At 63.6% G+C, this 18,461-nt stretch carries 18 protein-coding genes and 2 pseudogenes; 6 read left to right on the forward strand and 14 right to left on the reverse strand.

Features of this window, described 5'->3' with window-relative positions:
* Positions 1 to 41: 41 nt before the first annotated feature.
* Positions 42 to 1,127, reverse strand: a complete 1,086-nt coding sequence (locus LIW51_RS11090) for an mRNA surveillance protein pelota (RefSeq protein ID WP_227374194.1) — start codon at positions 1,125 to 1,127, stop codon at positions 42 to 44.
* 111 nt (positions 1,128 to 1,238) lie between these two features.
* Between LIW51_RS11090 and LIW51_RS11095 the strand changes: the two are divergent.
* Positions 1,239 to 1,937 (forward strand): annotated as a pseudogene (locus tag LIW51_RS11095) (DUF4013 domain-containing protein).
* Positions 1,938 to 1,996: 59 nt separating this feature from the next.
* On the opposite strand, the gene LIW51_RS11100 reads toward LIW51_RS11095, so the two are convergent.
* From LIW51_RS11100 to msrB, 3 genes are all read right to left on the reverse strand, one after another.
* Positions 1,997 to 2,689 carry a DUF4013 domain-containing protein gene (locus LIW51_RS11100; RefSeq protein WP_227374195.1) on the reverse strand — a complete coding sequence of 231 codons (693 nt, stop codon included), beginning with the start codon at positions 2,687 to 2,689 and terminating at the stop codon, positions 1,997 to 1,999.
* 121 nt (positions 2,690 to 2,810) lie between these two features.
* Positions 2,811 to 4,907: a ribosome rescue protein RqcH gene (gene rqcH / locus LIW51_RS11105; protein WP_227374196.1), complete on the reverse strand. Its 2,097-nt coding sequence runs from the start codon at positions 4,905 to 4,907 to the stop codon at positions 2,811 to 2,813.
* Positions 4,908 to 5,024: 117 nt separating this feature from the next.
* On the reverse strand, positions 5,025 to 5,432 hold the full coding sequence (gene msrB / locus LIW51_RS11110) for a peptide-methionine (R)-S-oxide reductase MsrB (protein ID WP_227374197.1): 408 nt from the start codon (positions 5,430 to 5,432) through the stop codon (positions 5,025 to 5,027).
* A gap of 89 nt (positions 5,433 to 5,521) precedes the next feature.
* On the opposite strand from msrB, the gene LIW51_RS11115 reads away from it, so the two are divergent.
* Positions 5,522 to 5,674: an HVO_A0556 family zinc finger protein gene (locus tag LIW51_RS11115; RefSeq protein WP_227374198.1), complete on the forward strand. Its 153-nt coding sequence runs from the start codon at positions 5,522 to 5,524 to the stop codon at positions 5,672 to 5,674.
* A 96-nt stretch (positions 5,675 to 5,770) separates the two neighbouring features.
* Here the strand turns inward: LIW51_RS11115 and LIW51_RS11120 are convergent, their stop codons facing one another.
* From LIW51_RS11120 to LIW51_RS11150, 7 genes are all read right to left on the reverse strand, one after another.
* Complete coding sequence (locus LIW51_RS11120) at positions 5,771 to 6,763, reverse strand: D-2-hydroxyacid dehydrogenase (RefSeq protein WP_227374199.1); 993 nt, start codon at positions 6,761 to 6,763, stop codon at positions 5,771 to 5,773.
* Positions 6,764 to 6,875: 112 nt separating this feature from the next.
* The gene (locus LIW51_RS11125) at positions 6,876 to 7,553 is read right to left on the reverse strand and encodes an HAD hydrolase family protein (RefSeq protein ID WP_227374200.1); all 678 of its coding nucleotides are present in this window, start codon (positions 7,551 to 7,553) and stop codon (positions 6,876 to 6,878) included.
* A gap of 24 nt (positions 7,554 to 7,577) precedes the next feature.
* Positions 7,578 to 8,018 (reverse strand): arsenate-mycothiol transferase ArsC, encoded by a 441-nt coding sequence (locus tag LIW51_RS11130; RefSeq protein WP_227374201.1) that lies wholly within the window; start codon positions 8,016 to 8,018, stop codon positions 7,578 to 7,580.
* A gap of 66 nt (positions 8,019 to 8,084) precedes the next feature.
* Complete coding sequence (locus LIW51_RS11135) at positions 8,085 to 9,227, reverse strand: DUF7973 family transport facilitator (protein WP_227374202.1); 1,143 nt, start codon at positions 9,225 to 9,227, stop codon at positions 8,085 to 8,087.
* Position 9,228: 1 nt separating this feature from the next.
* Positions 9,229 to 10,770: a glycerol kinase GlpK gene (glpK, locus tag LIW51_RS11140; protein ID WP_227374203.1), complete on the reverse strand. Its 1,542-nt coding sequence runs from the start codon at positions 10,768 to 10,770 to the stop codon at positions 9,229 to 9,231.
* Between the two features lie 195 nt (positions 10,771 to 10,965).
* Entirely contained in the window at positions 10,966 to 12,162 is a 1,197-nt protein-coding gene (locus LIW51_RS11145) for an amidohydrolase (protein ID WP_227374204.1), read from the reverse strand.
* A gap of 79 nt (positions 12,163 to 12,241) precedes the next feature.
* Entirely contained in the window at positions 12,242 to 13,021 is a 780-nt protein-coding gene (locus tag LIW51_RS11150; protein WP_227374205.1) for an enoyl-CoA hydratase/isomerase family protein, read from the reverse strand.
* Positions 13,022 to 13,136: 115 nt separating this feature from the next.
* Here LIW51_RS11150 and LIW51_RS11155 point away from each other — a divergent pair, with 115 nt between their 5' ends.
* Positions 13,137 to 14,510 (forward strand): NAD(P)/FAD-dependent oxidoreductase, encoded by a 1,374-nt coding sequence (locus LIW51_RS11155; protein ID WP_227374206.1) that lies wholly within the window; start codon positions 13,137 to 13,139, stop codon positions 14,508 to 14,510.
* A gap of 404 nt (positions 14,511 to 14,914) precedes the next feature.
* Here the strand turns inward: LIW51_RS11155 and LIW51_RS11160 are convergent, their stop codons facing one another.
* Complete coding sequence (locus tag LIW51_RS11160; RefSeq protein WP_227374207.1) at positions 14,915 to 15,526, reverse strand: NADPH-dependent F420 reductase; 612 nt, start codon at positions 15,524 to 15,526, stop codon at positions 14,915 to 14,917.
* A 129-nt stretch (positions 15,527 to 15,655) separates the two neighbouring features.
* On the opposite strand from LIW51_RS11160, the gene LIW51_RS11165 reads away from it, so the two are divergent.
* On the forward strand, positions 15,656 to 15,802 hold the full coding sequence (locus LIW51_RS11165; RefSeq protein WP_227374208.1) for a DUF8555 family protein: 147 nt from the start codon (positions 15,656 to 15,658) through the stop codon (positions 15,800 to 15,802).
* A gap of 411 nt (positions 15,803 to 16,213) precedes the next feature.
* Here LIW51_RS11165 and LIW51_RS11170 read toward each other — a convergent pair whose 3' ends face one another.
* On the reverse strand, positions 16,214 to 16,492 hold the full coding sequence (locus LIW51_RS11170; RefSeq protein ID WP_227374209.1) for an amphi-Trp domain-containing protein: 279 nt from the start codon (positions 16,490 to 16,492) through the stop codon (positions 16,214 to 16,216).
* 115 nt (positions 16,493 to 16,607) lie between these two features.
* Between LIW51_RS11170 and LIW51_RS11175 the strand changes: the two are divergent.
* Positions 16,608 to 16,879: pseudogene (locus tag LIW51_RS11175) on the forward strand (PadR family transcriptional regulator).
* Positions 16,880 to 16,917: 38 nt separating this feature from the next.
* The gene (locus tag LIW51_RS11180) at positions 16,918 to 17,151 is read left to right on the forward strand and encodes a hypothetical protein (protein WP_227374210.1); all 234 of its coding nucleotides are present in this window, start codon (positions 16,918 to 16,920) and stop codon (positions 17,149 to 17,151) included.
* Here the strand turns inward: LIW51_RS11180 and LIW51_RS11185 are convergent.
* A complete protein-coding gene (locus LIW51_RS11185; RefSeq protein WP_227374211.1) occupies positions 17,148 to 18,407 on the reverse strand; it encodes an AI-2E family transporter in 1,260 nt (419 codons plus the stop codon). The two genes, LIW51_RS11180 and LIW51_RS11185, sit on opposite strands and share 4 nt — an antisense overlap.
* Positions 18,408 to 18,461: the final 54 nt, after the last annotated feature.

The raw sequence follows: 18,461 nt of genomic DNA on the forward strand, positions 1-18,461 counted from the left end.
TGCCGGCGGAAAAAACACGTCCACGATGGAGTGGTGTGAGATTACTCCAGCCGGTAGCGAAGCAGGGCGGCGATGCCGCCGAGGTTCGACAGCTGCTGGCCGGGGGCGAACTCGTGGGAGAAGACGGTCACGTCGCCGCCTTTCCGTTCCACGTCGGTGATGACCTCGTTCACGTCGATGGACCACTCGCCGCCGGACTCGTCCTCGCCGGTCGCGCCCCGCTCCTTTCGAAGTCGCTCGTCCAGTACGAGGAGATGTTCGACCGCCCCGAAGTCGGCGGCGCGCGCCACTTCCTCGATTCCGTAGGCGGCTTTCGCACCTTCCGCGATTCGCTTCGTGAGTTCGTCGATGAGTTCCGCCTCCTCGCCGATTCGCGTCTCCTCTTGCACGTCCGCCACGGCACCGCGTTTCAGCACCTCGTGGACGCCTCTGTCGCCGACGGCACTCACGTCCACCTGCGTGATGAGTTCGGTCAGATCGGGGTACTCCTCGGCGATGTGGTCGTAGGCGTCCTGTTTCGTGAACCCCGGCCCGGCGAGGATGATGGCGTCCACGTCGAGGTGACTGAGCGCCGACCCGAGTTGGTCGAACAGTTCGGTTCGACCGCTCGCGTACTCGCCTTTCCCCGTCGTTCCCGTGAACGAGGTGTACTCGTCGGCCCCGTACTGCGCGACGGTGTGGATGTGCGCTTCACCCTCTTCGACGGTGGCGATGGCGACGTCGGGGTTCTCGGTCGCTTCGACGGCGTCGTCCAGTCGATCCAACTGGTCGCGTTTCCACTGTTTTTCGATGGATATCTTCTCCCGCTCTTCGACGTTGAGCGTGTGGTGGAGACCCAACTGGTCTTCGCGTGAGCAGTCGGCGATGACGCCGCCGACTCGAACCCGGTTGGCGAATCGGTGGAACTCCACGTCCTCCACGTCGAGCGTGATGTGCATGTGCTCTCGCTGGCCGCCCGTGTCGCGCATCTGGTCGTCGGCGCGCTGGATTCGCCGAGTCGTATCGCCCGAGACTTTGTCGCCCGGTTCGAGTAGATAGGTGAGATGCCAGAGGTCGTCCAGACTCTCGGGAACGAGCGTGATTCGCTCTCGATTCCCGTCGAGGGACGTTCGGTCGTGAATCTGCATGGCCGGAGATGCGTTTCCCGGCGGTAAGTGCCCTACTATTCGGAATCCGCGCTACCCTCGTTCAATGTGTCAGATGGTATTAAATAGTCTGGACATAACAGTTCGTTTGTCATGTTAGAAGACGCGCTCGCATACCCGACGAAAGGCGATAGCGGAATCGCACGAATCCTCATCGGAGGGGCGCTCGTGTTTTTCTCCATTTTCATCATCCCCGCGTTCTTCGTCGGAGGCTACATGGTTCGAACACTGGCGGCTACCTCGCACGGAGACGACGGACCGCCCGAGTTCGAGGATTGGAGCGGCCTGTTCAAGGACGGTTTAAAGGGTGCAGTGGTGGGTATCGCGTATAGTCTCGTTCCCATCATCGTCATGGTCGTGATGTTCGGCGTGATCATCGGTGGCAGGAGCGGTTCGGGCAGTTCGGCGGGAATCCTCGGTGGCATCGGTATCATCGGCCTTCTCGTTTCGCTCGTCCTCGCGCTCCTCGTCTAGTACCTCCTTCCGGCGGCGCTGACGAACCTCGGCCGAACCGGAAGCATCGGTTCCGCGTTCGACTTAGATGCGCTCCGTCCCGTATTAACGAGCAAGGAGTACATCGTCGCCGTCGGCTTGACGTTCCTCGTCGCGGTCGCGGGGGGGATTGTGTTCAGTATCTTCGCCGTGGTCACGTTCGGTCTCGGCTATCTCGCGGCTCCGTTCTTCTACTTCTGGCTCTATCTCGCCGGAAGCTACATGTTCGGCACGGCGTTCGGTGCCGCGACCAGCCAACGGGGCCAGTCGCCGAGGGCCGACGCCACGCCGACGGACTGAAAACGAAGGTAGTTCACACTGTTTCTGCGCCAGCTTACCGCTCGTACTCGAAGAAAAGTTCAGACCGCGGGTCGGCCGTCTTCCACTTCCGGCCTGTCGCGCAGTCGGTGTTCGTCCGCTTCCGCGTACGACCGAGCGTAGATGTACGCCGCGGTCACCTGCGCGTAGAAGCCGACGAAGACCGCCACCAGCCATCCGAGGAGCGGAATCGCGGCGAGCACGCTCGCAATCACCCCGGCGACGACGATGACACTGAGCGCGAGGAGCCAGCCGGTGGCGTACTCCCGGTCGCGGAGGATGGGGGACAGCGAGTCGTAGTCGAACGCCGCGCCCATCGCGTTCTTCTCGGCGAACCGGACGAGCGCGGCCGGAATGACGTACCAGATGGCGAGACCGGCCACGAGCGTCAGCAAACCGCCGATGACGGCGACGATGCCGCCCACGGCGGGCGATTCGTTGGCGAGCGCCACTCCGCCGCCGACGAACACCGCACCGATTATCGCCGGAACGAGAACGTAGACGAAGGCGATGGCGAACGCCTTCAGCCCGTCTACGGCCAGTTTCGTCCAGTTCTCGAACGTCGGGGCTTCCGTGTCGCCCGCCGACACGCGGCGAAGGACGCGAATCACGTAGCCTTGAACGACCAGCGCCGGGACGATGAGGAATCCGAGGATTCCGAGTAGTCCGCCGACGAGAATCGTTCTCGCGGCGTCGTCACTGTTTTTCAGGTAGTTGATGCTATCGTTGAACATGATATCCACCGAGTTCGGGCCTGCACCAGAGCAGAACACCCGACTCAGAAGTATAAACGTCGTCTGAGAGCTTAACCGTTCTTATCGAAAACTGTACATATCAGACTTGTTGCCGGTCGAATCAGTCGGCTATCCGACTCCCTCCGGCGGGGAGGAACTCCTGAATCAGGTCGGGACTCGCCACCTTCCGGACGAACGACGTATCTTCGAACCGATCACGAAATTCGCGGTAGAGGCGCTTCGCGGCGTCGTTCTGGGCGTACTGTCCGGGTTCGACCTCGATGCTCGTCTCCGCCTGCGACTCGATGGCGGACGGCGGCCCGCCGACGACTCGGGTGTTCGGCTCGACGGTGATTCCGATGGCGACGCCGACCGGCACGTCCCGGAAGTAGGTTCGGTCGCCGCGGATGGCGAAGCCGCCCTTCTCCAAGTACTCGCCGCTCTCCGGCGTCTTCGACACCTGTTCGGGGTTGACCGCGTAGGCGTCTCCCGAGAACCGACCGTCCTTCCACACCGACGAGTAGGAGACGGCGAACTGGGCCGCCTCTCGCTTGCTTTGCTCCGGCACGTCCACGTCCTTCGACGGTTCGCTCGGGTCGGACGTTTTCAGGACGGTTATCGGCCCGCCGTGCGCCTGCGAGTGGAAGAATAGGTCGTTCCTATCCATGTACTTTTTGACGAGTTCCTCGTTCTGGTCGGCGTTTCGCCCGCCGAGGACGAGAAAGCCGTCCGACGTTCGGAACCAGCGGAACCGCTCGTACCACTGCTCTTGCTGTCGCACCGGGATAGACGCCCGCGCCAGCCAGTCGATGTCCGTCGGTTCCTCCTCGTCCGCTTCCGACGCAGGGTCGGCCTCCCACTCCTCCCGTCGTTTCCGAACCGCCTCCAGTTCCTCGCGGGTGTCCTCAATGGCGGCCTGCGCGCCCTCCTTCTTCTCCTCGATTCGCTTCGCTTCCGTGTAGATTCGATCCGCGTTCTTCTCGACGCCATCCTCCGGTTCGAGCGTGATTTCAGTGTCATCGATTTCGACGGTGACGGTGCCCTCGCGCTCGTCGATTCCCTGCACGGCTTCCGCCTCGGGGATGCCCTGCTCCGCACCTTCTTCGAAGCGGGCTTCTATCTCCTCCCACGGCGTGTCCTCGGCGCGGGCGTTCCGAACGGTCGAGAGGATCTCGTCCACGAAGCCGTAGTTCCCGTAGAGTAGTTCGGCCTTCTCGCGCTCGACCTGCGCCTGCCGTTCGAACCCCTCTATCGCGCCCTCCTGCTGTTCGATGATGCGTTTTTGCTTCTCTACCTGCGCTTGGAAGTCCGGTTTCTGGGGCTCCTGTGCTCCCTGCGACCCCTCGTCCTCGGTCAGGTCGAGGTTAGTGAAGTAGTCGTCCAGCGCGGTGTTGAACGTCTCGAACGCCTCCGAATCACGGCCCTCGTACTCTTCGAGCGGGAAGGGCGTCACGTCGACTCTGGTGTCGTCTTCGTAGTAGACCCGCGGGTCGAATCGGCCCGTCTCTAGCGGTTCTTTCAGGCGTTCGATGGCGTCGTACAGTCGTTCGTACTCTTCCTCCTCGGCGTCGGCGATGTCCTTCGCCTTCTCGACGCCGGCGCGAGTGCAGACCTCCTCGGCGTACAGGCCGCCGAAGTTGAGTTGCGTCGCCAGCGTCCGGACGAGGTCGGTGTCCGAGTCGTCCATTCGAACCGCAAACTCCTCGTAACCGATTTCGAGAGGGTTCACGCGCGAGTTGGGGAACTCGTACTGCGAACCGGGCGCGACGGTTCTGGATTTCAGTCGCACCGTGTCGAGGGAGTCCACGACCTCGCGGTTCTCGTCCAGTACGGCGACGTTCCCCTGTCCGAACAGTTCCGCGACGATGGTCGTATCCCCGTCCCCGCGCTTGAAGTGGAACTGGAGAATACGGTCGAACTCGTACTGCTCGACGCCCGCGAAGTTCGCCCCATTCAGGCGGTTGCGGAGCATCATGGCAAAGTTCGGCGGCCTGCCCGGCGCGGCCGGAACGTGCTCCGGTGCGGAGATGTGGACGCGTTTTATCTCCCCCACTTCCACGAGCAGTTCGAGGCGGCCGCGGTCGAAATCGCGCATCTTGAGCCGCAAGAGGTCGTCGCCGTAGAGGTATGCTTTGTCGACCTTCGCGCCCTCGTAGGCGCCGAGTTCGCGGACGACGGCGGCGAGGTCGATGCTCGAAAGCTCTCGCTTTCTGTCCATAATCGAAATTTCTCGGGCGGTGGGAAAGGCGTGTCGTTCGGCGTTCACTCGCGAGACGATTCGCCGGACACCTGCACCGACGAGATAGGCGGGAACCCCGAAGACGAGCGCGACCGATTATTCTTCGTCCTCGAAATCCAGCGCCACGCTGTTGATACAGTATCGCTTCCCGGTTGGTTCCGGCCCGTCCTCGAAGACGTGGCCCAAATGCCCGCCGCAGTTCGCGCAGACGACCTCGGTTCGCACCATGCCGTGGCTGGTGTCCTCTCGTGTCTCGACGTTCCCTTCCGGCACGTCGTAGAAACTCGGCCAGCCGCAGTGCGAGTCGTACTTCGTGTCGGAGTCGAACAGTTCCACCCCGCAGCCGGCGCAGACGTAGGTTCCGTCGTCTTTTCTGTCCAGATGCTCGCCAGTGCCCGGGCGCTCGGTTCCCCGCTCGCGGAGGACGCGATACTCCTCGTCGCTCAGGCGCTCGCGCCACTCGTCGTCGCTCTCCGGGAGGTCGGTGTTAGCCTGTTCGTTCATACTGGTGCCTAGCGTCCGAGGAAGGATAAACTGCCTGCAAGGTGGGCCAGCAAGTTCATAGCGCGAGCGCCGGATTTTCAGAACGAGATATGAGTTCGACGACCGAGTCGAGCGTCATCGGACGCCTCGAAGGACGAGAGTGCCAGTGGTGCCGCGACGGACGGTTAGAACGCGGCACGTACAAAGGAAACGAGGCGGTCGTCTGCGATAGCTGCGAGACGCCCGCCGCACAGCTGTGGTAATCTGGTTTACATCGGCACCATTTTTCAGATACCCGAGAGCTCACGCCGACAGCACGGCGATTCTCGGTCGCGTCCGAGGCGACCGTTAGGTGGCCGTCAGACGACCCGATTCTCCAGTTCGGCTTCCCCGCCGGATTCCGAGATACGCCGAACGTTTTCGGCCACGATGTCGGCCAGCCGAGCGTAGTACTCGGGCGTGTGGCCCGCATTATGGGGCGTGACGAGCACGTTCTCGAAATTCCAGAGCGGGTGGTCTTCCGGCAGGGGTTCCGGGTCGGTCACGTCCAGCGCTGCGCCGCGAATCCCGTTCCCGCGAAGGGCAGATACGAGAGCGTCGGTCTCGACCACCCTCCCCCGGGCGACGTTCACTAGCACGGCGTCCGGCGGGAGAGTGTCGAACGCCGCGGCATCGAGCAACCCCCGCGTCTCGTCGGTCAGCGGGCAGGTCAACGCGAGGTAATCCGTACGGGCGAGTGCGTCGTGCAGGTCGTCGAAGCCGAACACCTCATCGGTCGGGCCGCCCTTCTGGGGTGAGTGGCGCACGCCGATGGTCTCGACGCCGAACCCTCGCAAGCGCTCGACGACCGCCCGCCCGATCGCACCCATTCCGACCACGGTCACCGTGCTTCCCTGCAACTCTTCCGCCTGGAAGTGCCGCCACTCCCGGCGCGACTGCTGGCGTCGCGCGCGGAGGAATCCTCGGGTGAACGTCAGGATGGCACCGATGACGTACTCGCCGACGTTCGCCCCGTGAACGCCCGAGGCGTTCGTCACCGCCACGCCCCGCGATTCGAGGGCGTCGAGCGGGAGATGGCCGGTTCCGGCGTACGCGCAGGCGAACAGCCGGAGGTTCTCGGCGTGATCGAGTAGCGCCTCGTCGATGGACATGCCGGTCACGATGTCCGCGTCGGCGATTCGCTCGCGTTCTTCCTCGGGCGTTCGGGCGAGGCGAACCTCATGATCCGGCAGACGTTCGCGGAGTTCGGCGACGTACTCGGCGATGGGCATCCCGTGGGTTTCGCGGCGCAGGACGAGAACCGTCGGCGAGTCGGTCGTCGGTGCGTCCTCCGCGGTGGACTGTTCGGCCATAGATGCCAGTTTCTCGCCGGAGCAAATAGAGGAGGCGGTGTCGCTTCGGAGGGGCCACCGCCGGTTTCCGTGACGTTCCCTCGGCGTTCGACTCGCCGAGTCGGTCGCCGGGTTAGTCGTCCCGTCCGCGAATCTCGTTCAGTACCGATATCGTCCCCTCGGAGTACGAGCCCTCCACGACCGTCTCGGCGGCCTGTCTCGCCTTCTCGTCGGCGTTCGCTAGCGCGTAGCTCTCGCCGACGACGCCGAAGGTCGAAACGTCGTTCTCCGAATCCCCGATGGCGACGAACTCCTCGGGGTCGCGTCCCAGCAGTTTCGCGACCGACTTCACCCCCTGCCCCTTGCTCATCCCGGAGGATTTAACGTGGTAGGCGTAGCCCGTGTCCACGACCTGCTGGCCGTGCTCGCTGGCGAGTTCTTCCAGCGGGCCGAGTGGCTGGTCGCGCTGGACGGCGATCTCCGTCTCGCGCCAGCGATTGATAAGGTCGGTTTTCCCCCACCCCAACTCGTAGCCCGCCGCCTCGTACTCCTCGGCGACGCGCCGGGCGGCCTCGCCGTCCCCGTTTTTCGTCACCTCGTCGTCCACGAGGACGACGCCGCCGTTCTCGGCGATGACGCACTGCGGAATCTGGAGGAAGTGACAGAGCGAGACCGGGTAGGGGAACGCCTTCCCGGTGGCGACCACGACCGGCGCGTCCCAGTCGGGAAGCAGGTCGAAGAATCGCGGATCGATGGAGACGTCGGGGCGAGTCATCGTGCCGTCGATGTCCAAGACGAGCGGCGGAACCATGCTCGAGCTTCGGGTGTCCGGCACTTAGTCTCGGTGTTCCGCCTCGATTTCGTCGAACAGTTCGCGGACGCGCACCGCGATTTCGTCCCGAATTTTGCGCACTTCCTCCGGCGTTTTTCCCTCGGGGTCGTCCAGTCCCCAGTCGCGGTTCTCGCCCGACCACGTCGCCGGGCACACGTCCGTCGCCGAACAGCCCATCGTGACGACGTACCCGCAGTCCCGTAGCTCCTCGAACGTGACCTCCCGCGGCGTGCGCCTGGCGAGGTCGAAGTTTGGTTCCGCCATCGCCTCCACTACCTCCTCGTGAATGCGGTCGGCCGGGTCGGTTCCGCCGGTGACGATTTCCACGTCTAAATCGCGGGCGTCGCGCTCCCGCTCCGCGAACGCGGTCGCCATCTGACTTCGCCCGGCGTTCTGAACGCAGACGAAGGCGATACGGGAGACGGGGCGAGGGGTGTCGCTCATCGAGCGACGATTCTCGCCGAGTCCGATGTAAATTTCGAAAATTCGAAACGCGAACCGAGGCGTTCGTTACATCCCAAGCGTCGTTACCCAGGCGCTCTGGGGGAAGACGTTGAAGATGGCGAGCACCGCGACGAGGAAGGTGCCGAAGACGATGGCCGCGGCCGGCGGATCCATGTGCGTGTCGGCGTGCGCGTAGAAGACTCGCTGGAACGCCTCGCCGAACAGGGCGCAGACGAGGCCGAACAGCGCGCCGACCGCGAGGGCGGGGAGAATCGGGACTTCGGCCTGAATCGCGGCGGGCGAAGCCTGCAGAATATTCATCCCCGCGGGTGCGAGCGCGAGCGCGGCGGTGCTCGCGGGCAGGGTGATGTGGTGCGTGACGGGAATCTTCTCGACGCCGCAGTTAAGGAAAACGAGGCTCGCGGCGCTGATACCGAACGCGAGGAACGGACTGCCCGTGACGTACGCCGTGTACGCCCCGAGGATGCCGACGACGATGCCGAGGGTCGCCACGTTCGCCCACTCGTACTGGTGGGGAAGCCACGGTTCGACGACGAACCGTCCCTCCGCGGTCGCACCGCCGTCCGCTACCGGTTCGTCGGGCGCCGCCTCGCCACCCTCCGTGGCGGCCTCGCCGATGACGCGGCGCTCGCCGTCCTCGAACGGCTTCATGTTGAGGATGCCGCCGCTAGTGTCGCCGATGAGGTCGTAGCCGAAGACGAGCCTGTGCGCGACGGCTGATAGCACGACGCCCATGGCGATGGGGTCGTAGGGCATAGCAAAGATGGCCGATAGCTCGGTGAACCAGTAGCCGAGGACGCCGAACACGCCGCCCACCGCGAGCACGTCCGGTTTCGTCCCCAAGGCGAAGGCGATGTCCTTCGCGTTGTGGTAGTCGAATCCGGACTCCATGTAGCCCCGCTTCGCGGCGTAGGCGGCCGCCGCCGCACCGCCGGCGAAGCTTATTGCAGGCGAGAACACCGGGCCGAAGGCGATGGAGCCGGTGATTCCGACCGCACTCAATTCGGCGACGTTTCCGACTCCGGCGTCGGCGATGTACCGACCCGTGACGTTCGCCGCCTCGCCGGCGATGACCATGAAGCCGGTGAAGATGAACGCCGGGAGCGCACCAACCGCCGCGCCGAACGCCCCGCCGGCGAAGGCGGCGATGAGCAGTTCGACGGCCCAGAGCGAGGAGAAGTCCGCCATCTCAGTCACTCCCTTCTCGCGCCCAGTCGAGGGAGCGCTCGACCGCCTCCTGCCAGCGACCGTACTTCTCGTCGAGTTGGCCGTCGCCCGCCGTCTCGAACTCGCGGTCTACCTGCCAGTTTTTCCGCAGTTCGTCCACGGTCTCCCAGTAACCGACTGCGAGACCAGCTGCATACGCAGACCCGAGCGCGGTCGTCTCATCCACGACGGGACGAACGATATCGGTGCCCAGGATGTCGGCCTGTAGCTGGCAGAGGAAGTTATTCTTCACCGCCCCGCCGTCCACGCGGAGCGATTCGACCTTGATGCCGCTGTCGGCCTCCATCGCTTCGGCCACGTCGCGGGTCTGGTAGGCGATGCTTTCGAGCGTCGCCCGAACCACGTGTTCCTTTCGCGTCCCGCGAGTCATCCCGACGACGGTGCCGCGAGCGCGCTGGTTCCAGTGGGGCGCGCCCAGTCCGGTGAACGCGGGCACGACGTAGACGCCGTCCGTCGAATCGACGCTTCGTGCGAGGGTCTCGGTCTCCGCCGCGTCGTCGATGAGATCCATGTCCGAGAGCCACTCGATGGCGGCACCCGTGACGAATATCGCGCCTTCGAGGGCGTACTGGACGGGTTCGCCCGACCGCTGGAAGCCGACCGTCGTCAGGAGACCATGCTCGCTCTCGACCGCCTCGTTACCCGTGTTGAGCAGGAAGAAACTCCCCGTGCCGTAGGTGTTCTTCGCGTCGCCCGCGTCGAAGCAGGTCTGCCCGAACAGGGCTGCCTGCTGGTCGCCGAGTGCGCCCGCCACGGGCACTTCCGCGCCGAGGAAGCCCTCCGAGTCCGTCGCGCCGTAAGTGTCGTCGTCGCTCGACGGGCGGACTTCAGGGAGCATCGCACGCGGGACGTCGAACTCTGCGCAGAGGTCGTCGTCCCAGTCCATCTCGTGGATGTCGAACAGCATCGTCCGGGAAGCGTTCGTCACGTCCGTGATGTGCTCGCCCGTCAGATTGTAGACGAGCCACGAATCGACCGTGCCGAAGAGAATTTCGCCGTCTTCGGCTCGGTCGCGCAGATCGGCGGGACGCGCGCGCTGGGTCTTGATAGGGTCGGCGTTGTCGAGCAGCCACTCGGCTTTCGTCGCCGAGAAGTACGCGTCCGGTTCGAGGCCCGTCTTCGCGCGAACCTCGTCCGTCTTGCCGTCTTCCTCCAGTTGCTCGACGCGGTCGGTCGTCCGCCGGTCTTGCCAGACGATGGCGTTGTGGACCGGCTTGCCGGTGTCCGCGTCCCAGAGCAGCGTCGTTTCGCGCTGGTTGGTGACGCCGAGCGCCTCCAGTTGCTCGGCGTCGATACCAGCCTCGGCGAGCGCGGACTGGATGACCGACTTCGTGTTCTCCCAGATTTCGAGCGGGTCGTGTTCCACCCACCCCGGTTCCGGGTAGATCTGTTCGTGCTTCTCGTAGGCGTTCGCCACGACCGTCCCTGCGTGGTCGAACACCATGAATCGGGTGCCAGTCGTGCCTTGGTCGATGGAACCGACGTAGGTTTCGTCCGAAGCCATGCCCCCTATTGCGCGGGGGTTCCAAATAAACTATGGTTAAAATACCATAACACCAAACAGATGCAAGAATCGTCCGTCTCGGAAGCGCGGTTGAGATTGCGCGCTCGAGTGCCAATTTTTCGCGTGGCGTGAGCTAGCGCAAAGTGCATCGCCTCGCCCGGAATTACTGAAGATTTCGTCCCCGAAAGCGCCGGTTCACCAAGCGTACTCCTCGCGCGGGTCGCGGTCGTCGCGCTCGGAGTCGTAGGCGTGCTTCCCGTCCACGAAGACGTGTCGGGCGTCAGAGGTGATGTCGAACGGCTCGCCGTCCCAGACCACGATGTCGGCGTCCGTCCCCTCCGCTAACGTCCCGACGCGGTCTTCGATACCGAGAATCTCGGCGGGGTTGCGCGTGACGGTTCGAAGCGCAACGTCTTCGGGAAGCCCCTCTCGAATCGCCAGTCCGACGCACACGTCGAGATGCTCCTGCGGGAGTACGGGGGCGTCGGTCTGGATGGCGACCTTCACGCCCGCCTCGTGGAGGATGCCCGCGGTCTCGAAGGTGATGTTCGAGAGTTCGTACTTCGCGCCGGAGTACAGCGACGGACCGACGATGGCGGGCACGTCGCGTTTCACGAACTCGTCAGCGAGGACGTGGCCCTCCGTCGCGTGCTCGATGGAGAGGTCTTCGATGCCGAACTCGTCCGCGATGCGGAACACAGTGGCGATGTCGTCCGCGCGGTGGGCGTGAACGCGGAGCGGTAAGTCGCCCTCCACGACGCGCGAGAGGTTCTCCATCCCCAAGTCGCGGTCGAACGGTTCCCCGTCCTCGCGAGCTTTCGCGCGTCGGACGGCGTAATCTTCGGCCTCCATGAGCGCCTGCCGAATTTTTGCCGCGATTCCGGGTCGCGTCGTGGGTTCGCGTCCGTTCTGGTCGCCGTGGACGCGCTTCGGGTTCTCGCCCATCGCAGCCTTCATCCCGTCTTCTTGGATCATCATCTCGTCGGCGATGTCGCCGTAGGTCTTCATCGAGCAGATGACTCCGCCGACGACGTTCGCGCTCCCCATCCGGGCGCTGACGGTCGTCACGCCGCCCTGATAGGCGTGTCGCAGTTCCTCGTCGCGGGGGTGGAACCCGTCCAGCGCGCTGACGTGCGGGGTCACCGGGTCGGTGAGTTCGTTCACGTCGCCGTCCTCCGGTTCGCCCCACTCGCCCATTCCGGCGTGGCTGTGGGCCTCCACGAGTCCCGGCGTGACCGATTTCCCTCCGGCGTCGACGACCGCGGTGTCGTCCGGCACGTCCACGTCCGAACCGACCGCCACTATCTTCCCGTTCTCGAACAGGACGGTACCGTTCTCGATGACGCCCGCGTCGGACACGGTGTGGAGTTCACCGTTGACAACTGCGTACATGCGTCAGTACTTCACTAGCGGGACGATTAGTATTTCGGTTCGAAATATCCCCGCGCAGAATGCCTCTAGTCGGTTTTCACTACACACCCCCGAACTCGGGGGCATCGTCCCCGAAGAACGCGGCCAGTCCGCGCTCGTAATCCTCCGTCCCGGTCATCCGCGCGATGGCGTCGGTTTCGGCGGCCATCTGCGCCGAGAGATCTCGCCCCGAACTTCCATTAAACAGGCGCTTCGTCGCGCCGTACGCGCGGGTCGGCCCGTCCGCGAGGTCGGCGGCGAGTTCGGCGAGACGGGCGTCGAAATCGTCCGCGACCTCGGTCGCGAGTCCCATCTCGACCGCGTCTTCAGGGGCGATTGGTTCGTCCAGCAAGGCTATCTCCTTCGCCCGTCGCAGACCGACGAGATGCGGCAGGAAGAACGTCGAACCGCCGTCGCCCGACAGGCCGACCCGAGGATAGGCGAACTCCAACTGGGCGTCTTCCGCGAGGAGGACGACGTCGCCCGCCAGCGCGAGGCCGAACCCGCCGCCGGCCGCGACGCCGTTTACGCCGGTCACGACGGGCTTGGGTGCGCGGACGAGGTTCTCGATGGCGCGGTGGAGACCAGACGCTATCTTCCGGAGGGTGCGCGCGTCGTCCGCGTCGCCCGAGAGAACGGAGAGATCCGCTCCGGTGTTGAACACGCCGTCGGTGCCGGTGAGGACGACACACCGCGAATCGTCCTCGTGCAGGTCGGCCGTGACGGTTCGCAGTTCGGCGGCCATCGCGCGGTGCATCGCGTTGTGCTTTTCCGGTCGGTTCATAGTCACGTGGGCGACGTCGTTCGCGCGCTCGACGACGAGGTGTTCGAACTCTGCCATACGGGTTCGTGCGGACGGGAGCGTCAAAACCGTACCGTCACCGTTTGGCTAGCGAGAACGATACGCCGAACGGAAGGTCAAGAATTTAGTACCCCATGTTGTGTAGCGTAGGCGTATGGAGCGATTCGACGTTGCTATCGTGGGTGGGGGCCCCGCCGGAATGTCGGCCGGAGAACGGGCCGCGAGCCACGGCGCGAGCGCCGTAGTGCTAGAACAGGGCGTTCCGCGCGCCGACCGTGACTTCCTCGGCCCGGACTCGACGGACGCCGCCGGGATGCTCGACTACTGGGTGGATATCATGGACGAAGACTACCGGGAGATTCCGGACGAAGTCATTCTCCAGGAACTCGACCGGGTGGACTTCGTCGGCCCGAGCGAGACGGCGACCCTCCGGAAGACGGGCATCGAGGCGTCGTACCCGAAGATGGGCTTCACCTTCCACCGCGCCCGGATGGACGACTGGCTCAGAGAACGCGCCGAGGACGCCGGGGCGGAGTATTGCGTCGGCGTCGGCGTGAAGCGCGCCGAAACGACCCTCGACGCGGAGTACCGACACACCCTCCGACTCGCCGACGGGGGAGATATCGAAGCGAAATATCTCGTCCTCGCTGACGGTCCGCAGCGCCGGGTGACGCTGGACGTCTTGGACCAGTTCATGTCCGACGGGCGCTCGGTCAGCGACCACCTCAGTCCGCCGACGGCGAACCACATCGCCTATCAGGAGTACCGCGAGTTCCCCGAGGAGCTGTTCGAACCGACCGCGCTCAAGTTCTGGTGGGGCGTCATGCCCGGCGAGACGGCGTACCCGTGGGTGTTCCCGAACGACGGCACGGTCGCCCGCGTCGGCCTGACGATGCCCATCGGGATGGACTTGGTGGACGTGAAGAACCCGGACTCCTACGCCCTCCTGCACCCCGACGACGAGGGAATCCCGCGCGGCGGAGAGTACGTCCGCAGACTGCTCGAATACGAGTACGGCGACGAGTACGACGTGGACTCCGATTTCCCCATCGTGGAAAACCGCGGCAAATCGAAGGGGACGGAGACCTACCCCATCTCCTCGACGCGACCCATCGAGTCGCCGACGAAGGCTGGAATCGCCGTCGCGGGCGGCGCGATGGGAACGACCAGCGCGTTCCACGAGGGCGGCTACCACGTCGCGGTTCGGTCGGGGAAGATCGCCGGGGAACTCGCCGCCACCGATTCGCTCGAATCGTACAACGACGAGTGGAAGGCCGCCATCGGCGAGGAGATACTGCGGAATGTCTCCTTCGCGGACATCGTGGCCGACTACGGCCCGGACGACTGGGATCACGTCTTCTCGGTGGTGCACAACATAACCTCCGACGACGACGGGACGGAACTCATCAAATCGAAGGTCGGCTCCGGGGTTCGCGGTGCCAAACTCGCCACACAGTACAAGCGGGTGAAGTTCGGCTACCGAAATGGCGGCTACGTCCAGTTGAAGGAGTCGGAGTACACGATTTGAACCGACCCGGCGCGAGGTGGATAGAAGCGAGCACACCGGAAACGACCCAAACGCCGCGAGATGACCCGAAAGGCCTTACCTCGCGCCCGGCCTATCGACTGATGCGCACTTCAGTCCCCGCCGGAGTAGTCCCGTTTCGGGAGCGATGACCGCGCGGAGAACCCGAGTGTGCGACATCCATGAAGTCGGTTGCACCTACTGATGCAACTCGCTTCGCCGGTTCGCGCCGGCAAAAGCGTTCGGTCACGCCTCGCGTGACCCGCCCGGCACGAGGGTTTGCCAGCCGACACGGCACGCGGCCCAGGGATGAGGCTGGATGTTAGTGTTCCGGGCGACATTTTGCGTACGCTATAGATACTGCTGCGTGAGGCTCCGGTCGGCAGTGATTCGAATCGGCGAACGAGTCATCGGACCACGGTGAACGCGTGCTTCCAGGTGTCGAGTTTCGCACCGATTCGAACCCAGAGCGGGACGAGCGCCTCCAGATAGCGGGACGATTCGATGAAACCCACGTCGAGCGCACCTGGCCACCCGAACTCGACTAGAATGTCCTCCGTCCGCGTTTTGGCGTCGGCGTCGTCGCCGCAGATCATCATCGGCGGGATCTCACCCCCGAATTCGGGGTCGACCATCTGCGCGTTCGAGAGCGCGGCTTGCACCCGTTCGCCCGAGGAATCCGTCCCGCCGAACAGCAGATTCGGCGGTCCTTCCTCGGAGAAGTCGAGCGGATTCGTGGTGTCGAGGACGAGTTTTCCGTCGAAGTTTTCGGGACCGGCCAGTTCCAGAACGTCCTCTACTGCAGCACCCAGAACGGATAGGACGACGACGTCGCCGAACGAGGCGGCGTCGGAAAACGAGCCGACCGATACAGTCCCCTCCGTCTCCGTCGACCACGCTTGGAGTTTCTCGGGGGGTCGTGTTCCCAGCTTGACCTCCCGGTCGTACTTCGCAAAGCCCCGTCCGAGCGCCTTCGCCACGTCTCCGCTACCCAAGATACCGATACGATGGTCGACCATACCCTAGAAAGGGATGCTGAGAGCGATAAACTCAGCGCCGAGGGGAAAATCGGGCATCCTCGAACGCCTAAAAACGCCCCCTCGAAGACGCCGACACTGATTTCCCGAAGAGACGAAAACCTACGTCATATGAGGGACGAAGACGAGATCCGCGAGCAGTACGAATTCCTCAAAGAACACCTCGACAGCGATGAGATGAACCACGAAAGCATCCGGCAGATGTTCACGTACTACAAGCGGGCGCTAGGGTGGGTGCTCGAAGAGGAGTATATCTGACTTTCTTTCGACAGACGGCTCTCAGTTATCGAAATCGTTACCTTTAAGGTATTACGCCGTATTGTTCCAGTTGACGCTTCGCTTTGGAGGGCCGAAGCGTCAGCGGGGACCAATTCAGGGCGGCAAGCGGTTCGCGGGGTCTTTTCGCCCCCGCGTATTCCGCTTTCCTTTCGAAGCTAACTCAGGAGCGACAGTGCTCTGTCGACTCACTAGGCCCCGTACCGATTCGTAACTCTTAGTTCATCTCGTACACTTCTCGAGCGGTGTCCACTCCATTCGAAGGTGGTTTCCACACAGTTCGAAGACCGCGTCTCTATGGCTCAAAGGTGGTCTCCGCCCACGGTGCTACTGACGCCACCAAAATAGCAAACTCCGAAGAGAGGAAAGACCGGTCGACCGAACGTCGTCCGTCTACTCTATCGCCAGCGACCCGTCGTCGCCGTCTTCACCTTCCTTCCATTCGAGTTCGAACTCGACACTCGTCTCGGTTCGGTCGGTCGAGGACGTTTCGCGCTCCGCTTTGACCTCGAACACCGGTCGGGCCGGGGGTTCGAGCGTGACGGACTGGCTCCCGGCACTCAGGGTGATCGGTTCGCCACTTTCGAGTTTGTCCGCGACGGTTCGAAGGTACGCGGCGATGTCGGTTCGGCTCTGCGTGTTCTCCGTTTCGAACAGAACTTCTTCGGGCATACGTCCTCGAACGACGCGCATGGAGATAAAGGCCATCCCATAGTCGAAGGCGCGACGCGGAACTACAAGAATATTTATATTGATTTTATTCATACATATATCGGCAATATTGACGATGAACGAGTTGACGGGATTCCAGCGCGACATTCTGTACGTCATCGCTGGTTACGGCGAGCCGCACGGATTGGCTATCAAAGAGGACATGGAGGAGTACTACGATGTGGACGTACACCGCGGTCGGCTGTATCCGAATCTCGACACGCTGGTCGAGGCGGGACTGGTCAAGAAAGGCGAGCGCGACCAGCGGATGAACTACTACGTGCTCACCGACGACGGGAGGAGGAGATCGAAGCGCGGCGGACGTGGGAGCAGCGGTTCGTCGACTGAGACGAACGAACTTTCCGTTCGCACGCCCTTCGACCACCATGGTCGGGTCGCGCACCGCGACTGCACTCGTCGGTCTCGCGTTGAGCCTCGCGCTCACCGTCGTTCTCTGGCAGTATTTCGGCACGCCGTTCGTGTTCGTCTTCCTCCCGTTCCTCCCGATTCTCTTCGGACGGAGCCGACGACCGGAGAGCCGAACCTGCCCGAAGTGCGGCTTTCGGACGCGAAATCCGGAGTTCACTCACTGCCCGCGCGACGGAACGCGCCTCGACTAATCGCCCGAATCGTCGCCCTCTGTCGGCGTCATCTCCGCCGGCTTTTCAGTCACCGTATTCGAATCGCCGGTTCTTGCATCGTCGGCGTCCGTCTCCGCACCTTCGGCAGTCGCCGACTCGGCCGGGTCGCGGGGTGGCTGTGGGGGTTCTTCCTCACCCTGCAAGTAGGTCGGGTCGACGGCCCACGGCTGAATCGGCTTGCCCGCGATTAGCTCCGGCAGGACGACCTTCACGAAGTGGACGACGAGGACGAGTAGCATCGGGCCGAGGAAGATACCGTACCAACCGAACAACAGCGGCCCGAAGATGTACGCGAACATCACCATCCCGACGTGGAGGTTCCGCCCCGAAACGTACGGTCGCAAGACGAGGTCGGGGATGGTATCGACGATGACGAATGAGATGAGGGCGAACACCACCGGAAACCACAGCACGCCGGAATCGCGCAGCATCAGCGCGTCGACGCTGACGATCGCGGTCACCGGGAAGTAGACGAGTTTCATCCCGACGACGGGGATGAGGCTCGCGACGCCGGTCAACAGCCCCACGACGGTCGGGTAGGGAATGGCTAGTCCGGGAGGCGCGACCATATTGAGCACGTTGTAGGAGATCGCGCCGATGGTACCCGTCAGAAAGGCGTTCAGGATGTTCCCGAAGAAGACGCTGTTGAAGTCGGTGTCGACGCACTGGACGTACTCTTCGAGGACACCCTCGCTGTCCCCGAACGTCCGCCGAAACCACCGCGAAAGCTTGTGGTCGTCGCGGAGTAGGTAGAACGCGATGGCGATCATCACGAACAGATGCAGGGCCGCGGTGCCGACGAACCCGAGGTACTTGAGCGTGGTGCGGAGTGCATCTTGGATGATCTTCGTGTTGTTCCCGTCGGTGAGAAACTCTTCGGGGTGTTGGGCAATTCTGGAGACGTTGGCGTACTGCTGTACGACTTGCGGAAGCGTCGTGATGTCGGCCATCTTCGCCACAGCCATCAGTTCCTGCACGCCGATAGCGAGGGTGTACGTGACGAGCAGAATCGCGGGAAGTGCGAGCGCCAGCAGTGCGATGGCGGCGGCGAGGCTCGGCGGGCGGACGACTCGTCGCAGGCGTCGATACACCGGACGCGTCGCGTAGTAGAGAAAGAGGCCGAAGACGAACGTCCCGATGAACGAATAGACAACGAACAGCGCCGCTAGACCCAGTACCCCGCCCACGGCCCACCATGCGGCGCGTGATTTGTCAATATTCCATCCGCCGACCATACGGCAGAAGTTTGGCCGCAGGGCATAAAGATTTCGCGCACTGCATCGGGGGTA

Source organism: Haladaptatus halobius, from assembly GCF_020618475.1.
Taxonomy (GTDB): Archaea; Halobacteriota; Halobacteria; order Halobacteriales; family Haladaptataceae; genus Haladaptatus; species Haladaptatus halobius.

Excerpts from the sequence above, each read along its gene's own strand:
- LIW51_RS11090 (WP_227374194.1), bottom strand. The coding sequence starts at position 1,127 with ATGCAGATTCACGACCGAACGTCCCTCGACGGGAATCGAGAGCGAATC.
- LIW51_RS11100 (WP_227374195.1), bottom strand. The coding sequence starts at position 2,689 with ATGTTCAACGATAGCATCAACTACCTGAAAAACAGTGACGACGCCGCG.
- rqcH (WP_227374196.1), bottom strand. The coding sequence starts at position 4,907 with ATGGACAGAAAGCGAGAGCTTTCGAGCATCGACCTCGCCGCCGTCGTC.
- msrB (WP_227374197.1), bottom strand. The coding sequence starts at position 5,432 with ATGAACGAACAGGCTAACACCGACCTCCCGGAGAGCGACGACGAGTGG.
- LIW51_RS11115 (WP_227374198.1), top strand. The coding sequence starts at position 5,522 with ATGAGTTCGACGACCGAGTCGAGCGTCATCGGACGCCTCGAAGGACGA.
- LIW51_RS11120 (WP_227374199.1), bottom strand. The coding sequence starts at position 6,763 with ATGGCCGAACAGTCCACCGCGGAGGACGCACCGACGACCGACTCGCCG.
- LIW51_RS11125 (WP_227374200.1), bottom strand. The coding sequence starts at position 7,553 with ATGGTTCCGCCGCTCGTCTTGGACATCGACGGCACGATGACTCGCCCC.
- LIW51_RS11130 (WP_227374201.1), bottom strand. The coding sequence starts at position 8,018 with ATGAGCGACACCCCTCGCCCCGTCTCCCGTATCGCCTTCGTCTGCGTT.
- LIW51_RS11135 (WP_227374202.1), bottom strand. The coding sequence starts at position 9,227 with ATGGCGGACTTCTCCTCGCTCTGGGCCGTCGAACTGCTCATCGCCGCC.
- glpK (WP_227374203.1), bottom strand. The coding sequence starts at position 10,770 with ATGGCTTCGGACGAAACCTACGTCGGTTCCATCGACCAAGGCACGACT.
- LIW51_RS11145 (WP_227374204.1), bottom strand. The coding sequence starts at position 12,162 with ATGTACGCAGTTGTCAACGGTGAACTCCACACCGTGTCCGACGCGGGC.
- LIW51_RS11150 (WP_227374205.1), bottom strand. The coding sequence starts at position 13,021 with ATGGCAGAGTTCGAACACCTCGTCGTCGAGCGCGCGAACGACGTCGCC.
- LIW51_RS11155 (WP_227374206.1), top strand. The coding sequence starts at position 13,137 with ATGGAGCGATTCGACGTTGCTATCGTGGGTGGGGGCCCCGCCGGAATG.
- LIW51_RS11160 (WP_227374207.1), bottom strand. The coding sequence starts at position 15,526 with ATGGTCGACCATCGTATCGGTATCTTGGGTAGCGGAGACGTGGCGAAG.
- LIW51_RS11165 (WP_227374208.1), top strand. The coding sequence starts at position 15,656 with ATGAGGGACGAAGACGAGATCCGCGAGCAGTACGAATTCCTCAAAGAA.
- LIW51_RS11170 (WP_227374209.1), bottom strand. The coding sequence starts at position 16,492 with ATGCCCGAAGAAGTTCTGTTCGAAACGGAGAACACGCAGAGCCGAACC.
- LIW51_RS11180 (WP_227374210.1), top strand. The coding sequence starts at position 16,918 with ATGGTCGGGTCGCGCACCGCGACTGCACTCGTCGGTCTCGCGTTGAGC.
- LIW51_RS11185 (WP_227374211.1), bottom strand. The coding sequence starts at position 18,407 with ATGGTCGGCGGATGGAATATTGACAAATCACGCGCCGCATGGTGGGCC.